The sequence below is a fragment of the Fodinibius halophilus genome (assembly GCF_011059105.1).
In the GTDB taxonomy this organism is placed as follows: domain Bacteria; phylum Bacteroidota; class Rhodothermia; order Balneolales; family Balneolaceae; genus Fodinibius; species Fodinibius halophilus.
In genome coordinates, this window is record NZ_JAALLS010000015.1 from 16098 (window position 1) to 34931 (window position 18834).

Genomic DNA, 18834 nt, shown 5'->3' on the forward strand with positions numbered 1-18834 from the left:
TTCGTTATTATCATTGATACTTACTTTATTAAATCAGGTAAAACAGAGAGAGTATCCTGGTTTAATATACTAACCGATTTAAAGACGGAAACATCATGAAAAAAATAATTCTTTTAGTAATTGTATTAGTCGGGTTAGAAGTGGCCGTGAAAGCCCAATCTTCTTCTAAACTTCGATTCTATGCAGGTTCGGGCATTACCTTGCCCATACATTCTGACCATTATGATAATTTTGAAGGTAATTGGTCACCGGGATATAATATTAATTTCGGCATCGGTTATGTTTTTTCTCCGGTTCTTACCCTATCAACAACGGTTGATTTTAGTCGTGTCAATTTTGATGAGAACTACTTTGCCGGTTTCTACCAGTTGGGAAATGAGTTAATATATGAAAATGCCAATTTGAAAAGTACATGGGGAGGAACGGCCTCTCTCAGAATTTCACCGTTTCCTGATCGGCCGATTGGCATACCATTTTTTAAAATTGGGGTGGGAGCATCACAATTTCGAGAGGTTTCCCAAACCAAAGTGACAAGCCAAAATATAGGAACAGAGGTAACTGTTTCCGAAACATTTCGGAACTGGGGACCTACAGCTTCTTTAGGAGCCGGATTTAAATTCAACTTATCCAATAATTTACACCTTCTAGCTGAAGTTAATTATAAGGCTTGGTTTGATGCTAATGGAAACAGTCCTACGCAATATCTGCCTATTGAAATAGGAATAGAATTTTAAAGCAGTAACCATCTGAAGACATTGTGATATACCGGATCAGAATTGCGGATGCGTACCGCACCGTGCTGACGAACCGGCAAGAATACAGGATTGAACTGCTGATTTTTCTGATCTAATATAACGGGGTCTTGAGGTGGAGTGGAGGAGGGAGGATTGTCACCGACTAGCCATATCAGTACCGAATCTTCGGCGGCCTGTGAGGAGCCGGAAGATTGCTTGGGACGCCCGTACCGTGTGCCACTGAATCGCACTGTTGTTTGTTGGGCGGATAATATAACCTTGCCCTTCACCGTACCGCTATTTTGAGCCCATACCGATTCCGAAGTGGAGGAGACCAACATCAAGCAGCTAATACCGGCTGTAATAACAAAGGCTATTCCTTTCATCCCGTACTTTATTTGATTGGATATGTGAAGAAATATCCACAGTTGGACCCAAAGTACCAAATTTTAGTTTTGATTGTAGAAATATGGAGAGAAATAAAACGAACGTTTGGTAAGGATTAGCTTGCCCACGTTCTACGGGGGCTACGTTGAAGTGCTGGTCCGCTGTAAGGTTAAGACTATTCTTGCGGCCCGGAACCTGTCTCATGGCGACTGTTCAAATAAACTTTGGCAGCAGGCATCACCCTGCCGGTCCGCCCGTCGCGTCCGTCTTTTCCGGGTTTTCCCGGTGTACCGTTCAAAGGTCCGGTGTCTGTTTGCTTTTCATTTTCCGATCTCTTATACGGAAGGCCTCCTCTTCCGGGCCGCCCGCCTTTGCCTCCGGCTCCGCCCTTGCCCGGTTTACCCGGCAGCCCTTTCTTAGAGTAATAACGGATGTTATCGATCTCGTCTTCAGGAACTTCCAAAAAAACATTGGATGAAATACCGCCATGTCCAGCGCGGCCTCCTTTTCCACCATTCCCTCCCGGGCCACCATCGCCACCATGTCCCGGCTCAACGTTTTTTTCAACAGTTCTAAAGCCATCTGCTCCCGTTCCGCCGTCACCGCCGCAGCCTCCGTTACCACCGTCACCACCATTTCCGCCGCTTCCGGGAATAACCCCCACGGTAACGGGCGACTGAGTTGTCAAATGTCGCAAATTGATTTCTGCAAGCCGGCAGGCACCACCGTTAAGTCCGGACTCACCGTTTGTGCCGGCTTCACCGGGAGTACCATCTTTTCCATCTAAACTTTCTTTTTTGAAAAGCTGATCTGTGACAGGTCCCAGAAAGGTTGTACCCAATCGGGGTTGCCGGCCATCTGCTCCTTTTTTTCCATCCGCACCGTCCCGACCATCAGCCCCGTCAAAATCACCCATCCGGTAGCCGAAGCCATGGGGAGTATCCAGAATACCGATGTCATAATTTTCGGGTGAAGAACCTTCTTTAACTAACTTTTGACAGGTTAAAATAAAGGCATTTCCCCGTACGATGATTGATGCATTAGCTTCCAGTGTCAATTTTCCGATGTTAACGATATTATACATCTCTTCGCGTTCGTCAACATCCCATTCGGAGGGATGAACGCTGAGATCCCATACTTCCCCGGCCGGAACAACTTTCTCCAGTATTGAGAGGGTGCGTACATATATCGGCAGATGGTTGTTGTGGCCGCCTTTGTCTCGCTCTTCCTCCAGTGGATGATCGGCAAATACATAGGCTTCACCTCTGTCATGCATACCCTGCGGAATTCGGCTTCTGTACTCCAGGCCATCGAGAAAGGTTTCACTTCTTTTCCTGCGCTGGGCTTTTGTTGCCTGTGACAAGATACGCCGCGCTTCCTGCATGGTGGCAATACGATGGTAGGTATTTTGCGATTCACCTTCATACAGCAGGGACAGATCCTGTCCTGCGTTGGCAGCAATAGCCTTGAACTCTTTGAGCTGCTTCCGGCTGAGGTTCAGCTTTGATCGAATGGGGAAAATTTCTTTCTTCAAAATATCAGGGATTAAATTCTATCCAGTTTTGTGCTAACTTAGCCGGATAAACAATACCTCTTCCGGCTGAGGTGGTGCGACCCAGCGCCGTAGCAAGTGTTTGACCGACACTGCCAAAACGTCCGGGCAATGCACTGAAACAGATCGATAATTTGAGAGGGGGAACATAGCCTCTTCGGAGTTGTGCACCCTGGGCATCCAGATACTGGTGTTGAGCATTCAAATAATCAGCGAAAAGTTTGGAGGACATAGGTTGTGTATATCCTCGTTCTGTCAGCGGAAAGACAAACCGCCCCACGCCATGCAGGGCAATGACATCTGCCTCCTCATTTCCGCCGGGACTCATTTTAAATACAGCATCATCCCGCCCATAGGAATTGCGGATGGCTTGCCTGGTAGATAAATATTGATCTTCCTGCACACTGGTCAATAATACCTGACTGTTTTCTCCAATATCCAGTTTTGTGCGAATATCGTTAAAGTCTGCTGCACTTAACTCTTTAGGCATTGATCCAAAAAATCCGAAATGAGCTCCCGAAGCCATCAGGGCACCACCTGCGCCGGCAACAGTACCTATGGCGATATTCAGAGCCGTTTCCTTACTGAAAAATGGTTGTCCCGTCATGGCGGAACTGACCGCCGATGAGGCTGTAGCTCCCGCAAAGCCACCGCTGATCATTGAGGTTGAAGCTCCCAGCCGCGTGACAAATGTGATGTCTTCTGCGGTGTTACGACCGGCATTGTAGGCCAAGTTTATAGCCCCTCTTCCTGCTGATCCACCTACACCGGCACCGACCAGCCCTCCGGCAAAACCGGATAAAGCATCGACCAGGGCTCTTTTGCCGGTAAACTTTTCTCCGGCAATGCCGGCAGTTGTGGCGTCTCCAGCCAGTGCGCCCGCTGTTCCGGCGACGGCTCCCACAGCCGCAGAAACTGCCAGTTCCGTTCCGAACAGAACGGCTCCTGCTCCTCCTGTGGCAACTGTTACAATAGTACCTACTACCGCACCGACCAAAACAGCCCACCAGGCGGCTTCTCCATCGGGATCGACCATATTCATAGGATTATTGCCGACAAATACATATGGCGAATCGTATTGCTGTTTTGGATCGGTGTTATAAAAGCGGCGAAGCTTTGGATCATACAATCGGGCTCCGGCATTGTACAGGCCGGTTTCGGAATCAAACTCATAACCCCCGAACAGGTATTGAAGCAGTTCGGTGTTGCTCTCGTTGCCTTCAATCAGGCCACCGAAGGGCTCGTACTGATAGGCAGAGATAACCGTTCCACTGCTGTCAGTCAGTATCCTGGGAGACTTGAGATGATCTTTTTGAACGGCATGTAATTCTGAAGCTGTTTTCAGACCAAACAGCCCACTCGGGCCGTAGAGAAAATCTTTGGTTTGATCATTACCATTACTGTGTGTTGTTTCTTCCAAAACGGCACCGACAATATTCCTGGAATAGGTCCTGGTTTTTTGAGAGGATTTCTTCATCACTCTCTTTTCCTTGTCGTCATAAGTAAAACGGATAGTGCCGTTGGACTTTGTTTCAATCGAATTTGCCTTGCTGCTGTAAATATCCCGCAATATTTGTGTTATTCCCCGTGGAAGAGCTGATATCGTAGCACCATTTTCATCTTTCGTAAAGTCCACTTTGTCGGAACCAGCTGTGTTTTTTACGAAATCGGTACCGTCTTCATACTCATAGGTTTCACTGTCCACCTTCAGAAAATTGCCATTGGCATCGTAGGTAACGGGAGTGTCCAGCCCCAATGACCATTGGGATGCTTCTTTATCTCCCAACAGGCAATCGGCAACGGCAACCCGATATGCATTATCATAGTCGAAACGATAGGTCAGCTCAGAAGGTACTTTATTAGTCGATGGGAGGTCTAGCTGGATGCTGTTCGATGCTACATTTCCATCATAAAATCCTTTTCCGTTGTACCCACCTTTGATGTATGTGATATTTTCGATTATCTGCGGGCCGTTTATTTGTGTGATCCATCCCTGTGAATTGTAGCTGTAATTTGTGGTAAGGGGATTCGAGGGATTGATCTTGTTGGTTTCTTTCAGCACCTGATCTCCGGCATTATATGTAGTTTCCAAAAGAACATTACCTTCGGTATCGGTAATTTTTGCCACCCGTCCCACTTCATCGCGGACGTACGTCAGATCGAGGCCGGAAGGGTAGGTGGTTCCTTTGAGATTACCCAGGTTATCATAGTCATAGCGAGTTGTAAAGGTGGAATTTTCGGCAGTCAGGTTAAGGACGACTTCAGACAGCTTTTGGCGATCGTTGAAATGATGGAGTACTTCTACCTCAACTGTATCTTCTTCAGCAGGACTCATGACCTCTATTTTGGTCAGTTGCCCCAGATCGTTCAGGGTCTTTTCATCTCCATTATAACTGTATTTGTATCGTGGATGCGTAGATTGATCGGTTCCGGGCCAGTCGGGGGCTGTATCAGCTTTTTCCTGTAATTTGTCAGCGTTCCATTCGTGAGGAAAATAGCCCTCTTCAATGATACGGTCTTCGGAATCGTATTTTTTATACAATACCATTCCCTGGGCCGACTGTTCCGGATTCTGGGAAAAGCGTACCAGTCCGTCGGGGTTATAAATAAAGCTGACATTTCCCGAGTCGGGTCCTTCACTTTCAGTGAGCAATCCTTTCGTATTGTATGATTTACTGCGCTGCCAGTCGGAGGGTTTGGAATCTTCGGGCGGATCAAAATAATTGGGGAGCTGTTCTGTTTTTACTTTTCCGCTGTCGGAATATGTTATCAGTGTGGCACTTTTGATGTCACTGCTGTTATCCATCGGAATGACATTGAAAACCTGTTTCCCGAGTTTGTTCTGAAGCGAATACTTCGACTTGCCGTTTTGATCCGTCCGCGTCGTTTTAAAATACTGATTCGCAGGCAGATTGGGCTGATCGTCTTCTGTATTGGAACCATAAGCATACTTGACAGTGTGATCACTGTCGGATCCGGTGATGGCAAAATCTTTTCCCGGTGCTCCGATCTCTATGGTTCGTCCCAGCGGAGAGTCTTCAAAACGTTTGCGACTATAGGGATAGCCTTCGTCATCCGGCAGGGCGTCGGAAATAGCTCCTTCCATGATGCCCGTATCCCAATCCAGGGAAGTGACAGCATCGGTCCGGTACTTCATCAATGAACCGGAATCTGTTTCCAGTGTTGCTGCTTTTGTAGTAACGGCCGGACGGAGCAAACTGTCGTACAGCGTTTGAGTCACCGTAACCTTACCGTTTTCCAAGGATTGGCCTTGCTGTTTCTTCCCTCTGCCATCAACATATTTGACGCCTGCCTGGGGCTGCAGACCGATCAGAAAATTAGAAAAGCGAACCTTGTTGCCGGTAAACAACTCCGGATTGCCGGTCGGCATTTGGTCCGGCAGGTAGTTGAATATCAGCCTTCCTTTGATATAGAGTAATACAGCAGCCTTGCTGATCACAAGAGTCCATTCATCTCCCGGAGCAGAACTGGTAAAGGAGCTGTCGATACTTTTGTTGTTTTTGTGGTCAATGAGCTTCCATTTGGATTCGGAAGCAGTCCATTGAAGCGTAAGATCACTACCTATTTTAAGTCCCATATCGGCATCGATAGTTTCATCGGCTTCCATGTTGAGACTGACCACATAATTGCTTTTGAATGATGCATTTGAAAAAACGATACTGTCCCGGCTATTACCCGTGTGTATGAGGTATCCTTTTTCGGAAGACCAGGCAGAGGTATCGGAGGGCTCCCAGTTTTTGTCTAAAATGCCATTGTTGTAAAACCGGTCAAACCAGGTTTCACCCATAGGCTGAAAATTGATCAGCGCATTGGGCTCAGTTTTCTGGAATGTACCGTCGACCTGTCGTGAGAGAAAATAAGATGCCATCCGTACAATTCCACGGGTATCGTCTGTTTGTCCCGCGATGCGACCGAGATTATCATAAAACCTCCTCAGGGTGCTGTCATATGGGCCGAGTTCTGCGGTCTGGTGGAAATAGACCTCTTCATAGACCGATGCCTGGTACGGATTGTCGAAGGGATTGAAGCCCACATTGTCAACAAAGACATTCACACTTCCCTTGTTAAATGGTGCTATTTCCAGCGTAACGGTATTTTCTGAAAATTCAGAAAGGTCCAGAGTTTTAAAATAGAATTGCCAGTCATCGGAAGTGTTTATCTGAATTGTTTCCGTTTTCAATACGTTATCGCCATCCTTGAATTTGATGGTCCATCCGGCCGGGTTGTCGGATTGATAATTCTTACTCGGTTTTGCCCAAAAAGTAAGCATGTAAGCCCGGTCTTGATTGTCCGGTGTTAGCTGAAGGGCTGATCCGGTGGTGTCGGGAGGAATATTCAATGATCTGGTGCCGGAGTATGAAATGGTGTCGGTGACAGGGGTATGGCTGTCGAGATTCCAGCGGCCGGGCGATTCATAGTTTTCGAATCCATAATAGTAGGCTTCCTGTCCTTTCAGGCTGGCGTTGCTGAAAAGAGCGATCTCGACTCCCTGATCATCGTTATAGATCGTAGAATGTGTTTTTCCGATCGGGGCTTCACTTTCGATTTCCAGCCCGTGATTTGACCGAACACTTATACTCGATTGTTTTTGCCAGAAGCTGGAATATCCGCTGCCGGAAGACCAGTTTTTAAAGTCGAAGTTGCCAGAATCATCGCCGCCCAGCCAGAGGTATGTTTCAAATAGTGCAGGAAGAAAGAGGGATCTTCCGTCACCCAATTCAATTTCAAAATTCTTATATGTTGTGGCTCCCGAGCTAACAACCGTTTCCGTATCATCGTCGACATTTACAGTAGTTTTCGATTGTATGATGGCTCCCAGATTGTTGGTATACCAGAGTGAAGGAAATTCTTCAAATCCATAGGTAGAGCGTTTTTGGTGTACCTCTTGTTTCCCCGCAGCATTATAGGCCGACAGTTCCTGTTTGGTGACTCCTCCCGAGGCCTGATTGTAGTCGTATTTGGTTATACTGGTTACCTGGTCCTTTACTTTTGTGGATTGTACGGCCCGGATTATAGCTCCGAATATCGGTATATCTCCACTGGCATCGGGCCTGTCGGCAATGGTATTTACAACTTCAAAATCTGTTGAGGTTACAGCTACCTTATTGTCTGAAGAATCAAGCTTTGTCTCCCGGATCAGGGCTCCATCCAGATACGTTGACTCAGCCAGATTTCCTTTTTGGATAGCGGTTCCGCCCAGGCTGTTAAAAAATTCGTATACGGTCGATCCGTTTTCTGTGCCTTCTCCTTTTGTAACAGTGGTTTTAAAGAATTTGGCCACTGCACCGTTGAAATCACAGGCGGCATTGTCGGGGTCAAAGCTGTATCGGATTGTTTCTGTTTCAAAACCATCGTCTATGGTTACTTTTGTCGCAGGATAGCTTTCAATCGGGTCTTCTATGGATTGACCCAGATAACGATACAGCGTAATTGAAGATGCATCATCAAACTCTTTATCAAGGGGCAGGTAGGTCAGAAAGGAGTTGAGGCCTCCCGGCATTTTTCCATTGGTATTGGATACGAAACGGCCATCATTGACAAGGCTGAAATAACGTTCATTAACTTTGGCAAAAGACTTAACTTTACCGTTATCGATGGTCAGTACTTCGGTACCTTCGATGGTTTTGCCATCATCACTCTTAATGAGGTAAACCATAAAATTGGGACCCTGGTTGATCAGCGTTGTAGTATCCGATCCTTTCGGAATGCTGTAGACTGGTGGGTCTTTCAGTGGTGTTACCCAATCGGTTGAGGTATCCCTTTCATAGATGTCGATATTGAAAGTAAGGAAGTCTTTAGCTGCCGAAGGAAAGTAGGAAATAAGCCGGTCTCCGACAGGGGCCGAATCAAATAAAGTGATGGCTTGTTCCTGCCATTTCAGTGATTGGGTATCGGGATCAAAAACCTGTACCATTCCGATTACCCGGTTTTCTGAATTTTCAGTTTTTACGACAAAGTCCGGTCCGGTTGCAAACCAGAAAATGGTACCGTCGGACACCTGCTGTTTTAACTTTAAATTGTTATTGCTCAGCCAGTCCTCCCCGTTGTATCGAAGGAGGTGGGGACCGCTCGAGATCAGACCGGTCCTTTGAGGATTGGCGATATAAGGTATCGTCATCTTTCCGCTCGGACTGCTTTTGGGCAGAGACAGAGATTTTGTGACAGGGGGTTTGAACTTGTATTTATCGTCGCCGTCAGCTCCCCACTGGTAAATGGTCAGATCATATTCAAGGGTGCCCGTGTCGCTTTTTGTAACATAGGTGGCAGTGATAGCCCAGGGAAGGGGAGACCAGTGAAAATTGGACGTTACATCACTTTGATCTATGGTGATCTCCGTCGCCTTTCGGCTGTCACCGGTATGCCACTGCGCCAGTTCGTCGAGATAATACAATGTCAGCTGATTGTCCTTTTTTCCCGGTGCTCCCTGTAAGTCATAGGGCAGGAACATCAGTAAATTGCCGGTGCCGGTGAAGAAAAGCGTAGTATCGCCGGGTCTTTCGGGAGGAGAGTAGCCCGGAAGGCTTGCTTTATCCCATTTGCGCTGCAGGCCGTTCCAGGTATACGTATTGACTTTATAATTAATGCGGTCGGCAACTGCAAAATATTTCGATCCGCCGGTTACTATCACATCTTTGGATTGCAGTTGAATAGGATCGTGGGAAATGGGAATCCATCCGCCAACTATGTTCGGATCTTTATGATAGGCCCGTACTGAATAACTATTTCCGTTTTCATTTTTGTAATATAAAACCACAAAATCTTCCTGAACTTCGCAATCCAGGGTGTCGAGGTCTATAAAATCTTTGACGATATTCACCGGAGGTGTCCACACCTGCCAGCGCCCGATCCAGCTGTAGATCGCAATTTGGAGCGATCCCTGATTGTACCATGTCACCAGTGCGTAATCATCGCCGAACCAGACACGCGGTGTACTGCCGGGAACGGGATTTGAAATACTGAGATCCCTCGCACAGTTCTTCAATTCTGTTTTGGAGTAGGTGTAGGTGACGGTATTGCCTTCGGCATAGGTAATACTTTCCAGGGCCCCCGGATGCGTATCCGAAGCACCATAATACGTCATTTCCGTATCGGGAAAAGAACGTCCGGTTCCCAGGGTTTTTGTTACTTTGGTCAATATTCTTTTAAAGGTGTTGCCGAAAAGAGGATCGCTGGTAGACGGAGCCGCGGCATAACGTTTCAATTCATAATCGAAATTCAAAGTAAAGAGCACATCGCCTTTTTTGTTGTTTACCTTTATATCGGAGAGATAACGGCTTTCATATTTCGATTGAAAGGCATTCGGCTTATTATCGGGCGTTGCCTTGTTTGGGTCAGCATACTCTCTGGGACTTTGTGGCGAGGAGTTATCAAAGGTTTTGTCTTTGTAGTTGAAATGTACGGTTCGTCCCAGTACTTCCGTGATTTTAGTTAAATAAGTAGCCTTGGTATAGGGCAGGCCGTCGGAGCCGACCTTTTGAAGTACCTGTTCATACTCGAACGTCACCCGGTCGTTCCAGATGGTATAGGAAGAAGCAAAGTTCCACACTCTGGCGTATTGAGTTTGCAGGCGTTCGCCGGGTTTTGAGCTGCTGTGGGTGAGAATACCGGGGCCTTGCCAGTTTCCGTTTCTAACTCCCCATTCGATAGTCCGGTTCCGGGAAGATTTGATTCCGTCGGTAATGGTGACATTTCCACCAAATACACTGGTAATACCATTGGAGAAGGTGATTTCCCAGCGTTCGAACCGGGGATAATAGCGAATACGCGAAAAATCATATCCCTGCAGTTCATATGAGCAGCCGCCGTCGAAAACTTTGATTTTCGATGCATCATCTTCCAGACTCAGCCGAAGGACAAATTCATTGACGGAGTCGGTGATTTCCCAGTTTTTTCCGGCTGTTTGAACAGTAATAGTGGAAGAAGCATCAATCCGCAGCCCCTGAGAAAGCAGGGCTGTGGACAATGCTTCACTGAATTTTTGGTTATCCAGATCCTTTGACAGGCTCTTGTCGATTTCACCTCTTAACCAGGATTTGTTGTTGCGATAGAGCTGATTTCGAATCCCGGTACGGACAAAATAATAAACATTGTCTTCCCGGGTACCTGTTCCGTTGGTCTCAACTTCGATCCGGTCTATGGGCATATCCCAGCCCAGCCCGAGAATAGAAGTAGGGGCCGTCAGATTACGGGTGACGGCCTGCTCACTGATATTGCTTTTGTATAATGCAGCAACCTGGAGATCTAGCCCGTTCCGGCCGGTAAAAGAAACCAGTGGAATATTAAAATTTACATCCCCTCTGAAAAGATTGACTGTTTTTGCAATCTGATCACTGCTGTTATCAAACTGGAAGGGATGTATCTGCGGGCTTTGCAGGATATCTGGACTTTTCATATTTCAGTGGCTTAGGATTCAGTAACGTAGATCGTACCCGGAGCTCCCGTTTGGGTACCGGCATTTCCGTTGTCACCAGAGTTTCCGGCAGATCCACCGCTTCCACTGGAACCTCCACTACCTGTGGGACAACCGGAGGCACCGCCGCCGCTTCCGCCTTTACCGCCATTTCCGGGGTCACCGCCGGGACCTCCCAGTCCGCCGTTACCGGGATTGGCAACAGAACTTTGTTTAACGATCTTTTTTGCATTATCGGTTGGTACGGTAACATAGATATCGTTTCCGGCCACAGCGTCGCCTCCTTGTCCGCCGTTGCCTCCTCTGCCGCCATTACCACCATTGCCGCCGTCGGCACCATCGGTATGTTCACAGCCGCAGGTAGCTCCGTTGCCACCGTTACCACCGTCACCACCATTGCCACCTTTGCCGCCTTGTCCACCTTGTCCGCCGTCGCCGGAGCGTGTGTAAATAACAAACTGGTCGGCACTGCCTCCGATGCCTCCGGATCCAATAGTAATATTGGCGGTGAGAGAAGGTAAACCTTCGCCACCTGTCTTGCCCTGTGAACCTGTACCTCCGCTACTGCCTCTTGCACCGGGTTTACCGTTATCACCGGCAATGCCACCTCCAGAACCACAAGTTCCGTCTTTTCCCTTTATTCCATCGTCACCATTGGTTCCATGCGCTGCCTGGGGTGGTGTTGTTCCTGTTACACCGAAGATACCGAGGTCATAGTTCGCTCCTTGGGTCGATCCCGAATTCCGGACCAGCTTTTGCACACTCATTTTCAGTACTGTATTTGCTATTTTAATAGACGAACCAGGTTCCATCGTGAGCGTGCCTAGGTTTATTACAACAGGACTGGTTGAGGTTCCCAGATCCCATTCTTCTCCGGCCGCAAGTGTTTTGTCCGGCAGGGAAGAGACCTGAACATCCATTGGAAATTTTGCAGCAATTTGGGTTTGTTCTTCATTGCTCAGAGGTGTGTCGCAAAATACGTAATCCTGTGCTTTTTTGACCAGCTGATCGGCCAATGTTTGGTGGGTATCGGGATCGGTACCGCTTGGTCTTTCTGTACGCACGTCTTTGCTTTGGCCATCGTGGAGCATTTTTTTCAACTCTTCGATATTTTCTACTGTGACATTATGTGAAATCTTTTCTCCTTTTTTGAGCTTTTCAACATCCTGTCCCAACTGTTTTGCATTTTTTAAAAAATCATCCATTTGTTATAACCTGAATTTGTGAATTAAAATTATACAGACGTTACACCAATGCTATTAATGTTATCCTTGCTTTATTCATATCTATTACTCAAGCATTAATTTGACATTACCAAATAAATCAGCGCTTTACACCGCATGATTATGTCGTAAATACTACTTAAGATTAGAAATTTGAAAAGAGATGCTTTTTTTCCGTTTAACCTAATCAAACAGTTGTATGTAACGATTTTGCTACGCCTATAACGCCCTGTCCATAAGCTAGAGCCGTCGGAGTGTTGTAATTATTTACAAATGAAAGAGTAACTATAAAATGGGAGGAGAGCATGGGACTGGCGACGCCTGTCCGATTAATGCGCTGGTTATACAACAAGTCATTCTTTTGTTATTTCCCAAGTCACTTTTTTCTTAAGCCATAGTTCCAAAACCAAGAATACCAGAAATAGTACAATTGGAATTACAATAATGGGAAATTCAACAGAACTATATTGCAACATTACATCTATAATGAATTCCTTTGTTATCGAGTATTATTGGAAAATATACATTGACAAGCAGTCTAAGTCATAAGTCTATATAGAATACTGTGAACATATTCAATTTAGGATATACCCTAAATCAGTACGATACTTTATTAAAAAAACTTTGCTGAGAGCTCGTAATCACCTGCTTGAATACACCATCCTAATTTTGGTACAGTGCGAAATATTTAGTTATGAAAGCCACCTATGTAAGAGTATCAACATTCGAGCAAAATATTTCTAGACAATTAAAAAACAAGGAGGGAGAAGTATATTGGGATAAGGTGTCAGGAATGGTTGCTTTTGAAGATCGTAAAAATGCCTCACGATTATTAGCCGATGCTAAGGAGGGGAAGATAGATGAAATAGAAGTCCATTCAATAGATAGACTTGGCCGCGATGCAATCAATGTACTGCAGACGATTAAAACTTTTACTGAGCTCGGTGTTAATATTATTTCCAAAAAAGAAGGGCTAAATACTTTATTGGATAATGGTGATCAAAATCCAGTGGCTAAACTATTAGTATCTGTTCTGAGTACTTTGGCTGAAATTGATTATAACAACAGGAGAGAAGCCCAAAGAGAAGGTATTTAAAGGGCTAAAGCTGAAGGTAAATACGAGGGTAGGGCAAATGGCATTAGTTTATCAGATGCTGAGCTGGTTAAAAAACATTTAGATATAGTAGAAGAATTAAATAGGGGAGAGTCCATTCGAAGAACTGCCCGGCTAACTGAGAAAAGTAAAAGTACTGTTCAAAGAGTTAAAAAAGCATTGGAAAAGATTAGTTAAAAGCATTTTGATTAATCCACCAATAATTAATTCCTTAGTTAATGAACAATAAAAATGTATCATTAATGATTGTAGAAAAAGTAATCAATGAGAATAGCCCATATAGAAATTCAAAACTTCAGAAAATTAAAATCTTGTCGAATAGATTTAGGAGAGAGAGAAACAATATTTGTTGGCGCAAATAACACTGGCAAAACATCAGCCATAGATGCTCTTATATTATTTCTTAAAAAGGATAGAAGAAGAGAAATAGATATTACGGACTTTACTCTTTCAAATTGGAATGAGTTGAATAAAATTGGTGAGGAATGGATTGAAAAAAGATCTGATGAGGAAGAGCAAAACTTAGAGATTAACCAATGGCGACCTTACTTGCCTTCAATTGATCTTTGGCTAGAGGTTGAAGATTCCGAGTTGCACCTTGTCCACGAACTTTTTCCATCTCTTAGTTGGGACGGTGGACTTCTTGGAGTCCGCCTTAGCTTTGAGCCCAAATTAAACAAAGAACAGCAGGTTGAGGATCTCTATAAAGAATTTATAGAAGCCTACAGTAAAGCTAATGCTTTATCAGAAGATGATACAAATGGGAGTGACTTAGACCTCTGGCCACAATCGTTGAAAGATTTTCTTGATGGTAAACTTCAAACTTTTTTTGAGGTAAATAGTTATCTATTAGATCCTGACGAATTTATTGAGCCTACTGATGGTATCGCTAACCCTCAAGATGTGCCGGAAGGTGCTAGGCCTCTAAATTCTGAACCATTCGAAGACTTAATAAATATCAATGACATTAATGCACAACGTGGTTTTGCAGATCCCAAATCAAAGATCAGTTCTAGTTCTGATTTAAGCAGACTTTCGGTTCAGTTAAGGAACTATTATGAAAAGCACTTAGATCCTTCTGATTTACCTGGGAAGGAAGATATTGATGCCTTAAGAGCTATAGACGAAGCTAGAAAAAGCTTTGATTCGAGGTTAGAGGAAAAATTTAAATCTCCGATAGATGAATTAGAAACTATTGGTTATCCTGGGTTAAGTGATCCACAAATTACAATTAAAAGTGAAGTAAACCCTATTGACAGCTTAGATCATGACTCTGCAGTTCAATTTAGTATACTGGAGGGAAATGATGGGCAGCAAGAATTGACATTACCGGAAAAATATAATGGACTTGGATACCAAAATTTGATCTCAATGGTATTCAAGCTTATCCGTTTTCGAGATGAATGGATGAGAGAAGGAAAAGTAGAGAAGACAAGTGAGGATTCAATCATTGAACCCTTACATTTAGTTTTATTAGAAGAACCAGAGGCTCATTTACATGCTCAGGTACAAAAGGTTTTTATTGATAAAGCTTATGAAGTACTGAGGAATCACGAACGCCTCAATAAGGATTCAGAATATTCAACTCAGTTGGTAGTAAGTACACATTCGAACCATGTGGCTCATGAGGTTGATTTTTCCAACTTACGCTACTTTCGAAAAGAAAAACCTAGTGAATCAAACTCAGTACCTGTCGCATCAATTATTAACCTAACAGATACATTTGGAAATGAACCGGAAACGGCAAGATTTGCGACTCGATATTTAAAAGCAACTCATAGTAATTTATTTTTTGCCGATGCTGTTATCTTAGTAGAAGGCACGTCTGAAAGATTACTCATTCCTTATTTTATTAAGGAGAATTTTTCAGTATTGGACTCATTGTATATATCAATTTTGGAAATTGGAGGTAGCCACGCTCATAGGTTAAAACCATTAATTGAGAAGTTAGGTTTATTAACTTTGATAATTACTGATTTAGATTCAGCAAAGAAAAAGTCTAATAATAGATTAGAAAAAGCAGCCCCGGAAAGAGGAGCAAACCAGAAAACAAAAAATAATACTTTAAAGGAATGGCTTCCCTGCAAAGAAAATATCGACGAACTTTTAGATTGTGACAACTTACTAAGTTCTGATAATCAAACTAGAGTTGCCTTTCAACAGCCTATCAAAGTTAAAGATAATAATTCCGGAGAGATTGAATTTCTGCCCTATACCTTCGAGGATGCTTTAGCTATCTCAAATAATGAGTTATTTGGAAATCTTGAAGGTGCTACAGGATTGATCAAAAAAATGCAGGATGCCCTAAATGATAATTCTATTGAAGAGGTTAGCACTGAAATGTTCGAAGCTTTAAACAGTAGTTCTAAAAAAGCTACTATGGCAATGGATTTGTTGTTTCTAGAAGACCCAGGTCTCAAAGCTTTGCAGCCACCTGAATATATCGAGAACGGGTTAGCTTGGTTACAGTCTCAATTAAAAGACGAGGAATCTGATTTGCTAATCAAAACCGAAGGTGGTCAAAATGGATCATGATTTATCTGAGGTTGATCAAGAAATATATTCATGTCTTAACTTAAATTCGCCTCAAAGTTTTTTTCTCTTTGCAGGAGCAGGCACTGGAAAGACAAGGTCTCTAGTTACGGTTTTAAAAACATTTCAAGATGAAAAGGCCCAACAACTTAGATATACAGGTCAAAAGGTTGGTATTATTACATTTACAAATGCTGCTTCTGATGAGATAAAAAGACGACTGGGTTTTGATTCAACTTTCTTTGTATCAACCATTCACAGTTTTAGTTGGGAACTTATCAAATCTTATCAAAATGATATTAAGGAATGGGTACGCATAAATACTAAAAAAGAGATAGAAGAATTAGAGGAAAAAGAACGTAGAGGGCGGCCGGGTTCAAAAGCTTCCAGAGATCGTAAAAGAAAAATCTCTTCCAAATCACAACGATTAAGTAACATAGACAATATTATATCCTTCAATTATAGTCCTACGGGTATAAATAGTGGTTATGGTGCTTTAAACCATGCAGAGGTAATAAAAATGACCTCGGATTTTTTGATAAATAAGCCACTTCTGCAAAAAATAATGATAAAGAGGTTCCCAATACTTTTGATCGATGAAAGTCAAGACACTAAGGAAAGCCTTATTGATGCTTTTTTTGAAGTTGAGAATAAATATAATTCTGAGTTTTCTTTAGGCTTGTTTGGAGATACGATGCAACGCATTTATATGGATGGTAAGCCCAATCTAGGAGAGGGATTGCCTGATAGATGGGCTAAGCCTCAAAAGAAAATTAATTATAGGTGCCCTAAAAGAGTTATTAAGCTAACAAATAAAATTAGAGGTGATCAACCCCAAAAGGCACCTGAAAAAGCTGATGAAGGCACAATTAGGCTCTTTATTATTGACTCAGACAAGGATATTAATAAAAGTGATATAGAGTCCAGGGTTAGGTCCAAGATGGGTGAGGAGTCAAAAGATAAACTGTGGGAATCTAGTAATAATGTAAAGGTTCTGACTTTAGAACATCATATGGCAGCTAGTAGAAGTGGGTTCATAAACTTTTTTGCCCCTCTTTATAATATGAGTTCTGATTCGACCCCATTATTGGATGGCACTATGAGGGGAATACCTTTCCTTACAAATCAATTAATCCCTCTAGTCAATTTTCTAAGGAATGAAGATGACTTTTCAGCTACGAGACTAATGAAGAGATTTTCTCCACTTCTTGAACCTGATAGACTAGAGCAGAGTGAAAGTGCAATTAAACAAATAGAAAAGGCAAAAGAGGCTATTAATGAATTTTATTCGCTGTGGGAGGAAAGTTCTGACCCCAAATTGATTGATATACTTTTAACAATTTATGAATTGAATTTATTAGCGATTCCAGAAGTTCTAAAACCAATAGTACAAAGGACCTCGGAAGATTTAGAAGTAGAAGAGGAGGGGAAATTACGAGATAGTGTCATTGAGGCTTGGGATTCTGCTTTAGAGAGTTCGCTCAGTGAAGCAGTAAAGTATGCAGAGTATATATCTGACGAATCTAATTTTGATACTCATCAGGGAATTAAAGGGCTAGAATTTCCTAGAGTTTTGGTGATTCTGGATGATGAAGAGTCAAGAGGGTTTCTTTTTAACTATGAAAAGCTACTCGGAGCTAAAGAGCCTTCGACTACAGACAAACGTAATGAGAAAAATGGAAAAGAAACGACTATAGATAGAACTAAGAGGCTTTTTTATGTTACATGCAGTAGAGCAGAAGAAAGTTTAGCTGTAGTTGCTTATACCCAGAACGTTGAGAAAGTAAAAAATCATGCTATTTCTCAGGACTGGTTTTCAGAAAATGAAATAATAATCCTTGATTCATAATATTTGATATTCGATGAGTGAAGAAAAACTTATTGAAACATTAGATCAAAGGCTAAACAACAAAAAAGAAGAAATTGCTGCTAATTTATTAAAGGTAGCTGTTGAGAGGATAGTTAAGGAATCCAAGTGGTTTACGAGTATTGGATTAGCCTTATTAGGATTTTTTACAGCTCTATTAATACAGCTAAAATTAGCTGACATACAACCTCTAAACTTTAATGCAATAGTTGCATTAGTAACTTTAGTGATCTCGTTAGGGGCTGGGTTCTGGATAAAATTATGTTCAATGAAAGATGATATACTGAAAAATTTAAAACCAGTCCTGGTAAAAGTGATAGATGCAACTATTAAAAATACGCTTAATGATTTCGAGGAATTAGAAATAGAAGAAACATTTGATGAGGATTCTCAAGAAAAAAGTGATAAGAAAAAATTAAAAGATGCAGATCAAATATTAGAATCTGTATCTCTACCATCAGGCTTGATAATTGTCCAAGGTTCATCTCTAGTAATCTCTATTATTGCGGTATTTATTTATCTGATGTACTTCATTTTATAAAAAGGGAGGACCACGGATACTCCTAGAGTTAATTAGAGTTCAGGATTAATTTGGGATAAAAATTTGAGCCCTTCTCTTCAAACGTTTTAGCAAACCTTTCTATATAGGGAAGGATAATTTTTGATAAATATGGTTGTCCGTTTTGATAAAAGTGGTTGTCTCTCGATAAAGAGTAACGAGAGGAGGATTGATATCTATTTGTTACTTACCAAATTATTCTATTTTACATAATATAAATTATACGACAATAATACGGTATAATATAATGTAGCCGGTATTAATACATATAATCGTGTGAATTCTCATTACCTTTTTTAACCAATACTCTTGTAGCTAACAGCTATAGAATCTTCTCTTTTTAAATAAAACTTCGATCGTATTCATGATATTCAATAACTGACTTCCACTTTTTATTTTTAAGTGACACAATATTACGATGACAGTTATCCTTTT

Annotated in this window: 9 protein-coding genes; 5 read left to right on the forward strand and 4 right to left on the reverse strand. The window is 42.8% G+C overall.

The window, feature by feature from the left end; translation table 11 throughout:
* The first annotated feature begins 95 nt into the window (after nucleotides 1-95).
* Nucleotides 96-734: an outer membrane beta-barrel protein gene (locus tag G3569_RS11820; protein ID WP_165269377.1), complete on the forward strand. Its 639-nt coding sequence runs from the start codon at nucleotides 96-98 to the stop codon at nucleotides 732-734.
* Here the strand turns inward: G3569_RS11820 and G3569_RS11825 are convergent.
* The 4 genes from G3569_RS11825 to G3569_RS11840 all read right to left on the reverse strand — a co-directional run bounded on the left by G3569_RS11825 (nucleotide 731) and on the right by G3569_RS11840 (nucleotide 12309).
* Nucleotides 731-1120, reverse strand: coding sequence for a cupredoxin domain-containing protein (locus tag G3569_RS11825; protein ID WP_165269379.1), 390 nt, complete (start codon nucleotides 1118-1120; stop codon nucleotides 731-733). The genes G3569_RS11820 and G3569_RS11825 overlap by 4 nt on opposite strands.
* Before the next feature lie 176 nt (nucleotides 1121-1296).
* The gene (locus G3569_RS18800) at nucleotides 1297-2655 is read right to left on the reverse strand and encodes a hypothetical protein (protein ID WP_276611350.1); all 1359 of its coding nucleotides are present in this window, start codon (nucleotides 2653-2655) and stop codon (nucleotides 1297-1299) included.
* Between the two features lie 4 nt (nucleotides 2656-2659).
* A complete protein-coding gene (locus G3569_RS11835) occupies nucleotides 2660-11086 on the reverse strand; it encodes an RHS repeat domain-containing protein (RefSeq protein WP_165269381.1) in 8427 nt (2808 codons plus the stop codon).
* A gap of 11 nt (nucleotides 11087-11097) precedes the next feature.
* A complete protein-coding gene (locus G3569_RS11840) occupies nucleotides 11098-12309 on the reverse strand; it encodes a hypothetical protein (RefSeq protein WP_165269383.1) in 1212 nt (403 codons plus the stop codon).
* Between the two features lie 712 nt (nucleotides 12310-13021).
* Here G3569_RS11840 and G3569_RS11845 point away from each other — a divergent pair.
* The 4 genes from G3569_RS11845 to G3569_RS11860 all read left to right on the forward strand — a co-directional run bounded on the left by G3569_RS11845 (nucleotide 13022) and on the right by G3569_RS11860 (nucleotide 18381).
* On the forward strand, nucleotides 13022-13423 hold the full coding sequence (locus G3569_RS11845; protein WP_165269385.1) for a recombinase family protein: 402 nt from the start codon (nucleotides 13022-13024) through the stop codon (nucleotides 13421-13423).
* A gap of 282 nt (nucleotides 13424-13705) precedes the next feature.
* On the forward strand, nucleotides 13706-15976 hold the full coding sequence (locus G3569_RS11850) for an ATP-dependent nuclease (protein ID WP_165269387.1): 2271 nt from the start codon (nucleotides 13706-13708) through the stop codon (nucleotides 15974-15976).
* The gene (locus tag G3569_RS11855; protein WP_165269389.1) at nucleotides 15966-17822 is read left to right on the forward strand and encodes a UvrD-helicase domain-containing protein; all 1857 of its coding nucleotides are present in this window, start codon (nucleotides 15966-15968) and stop codon (nucleotides 17820-17822) included. The genes G3569_RS11850 and G3569_RS11855 overlap by 11 nt, the downstream gene beginning before the upstream one ends.
* Before the next feature lie 13 nt (nucleotides 17823-17835).
* On the forward strand, nucleotides 17836-18381 hold the full coding sequence (locus G3569_RS11860; RefSeq protein WP_165269391.1) for a hypothetical protein: 546 nt from the start codon (nucleotides 17836-17838) through the stop codon (nucleotides 18379-18381).
* The last annotated feature ends 453 nt before the right edge of the window (nucleotides 18382-18834 follow it).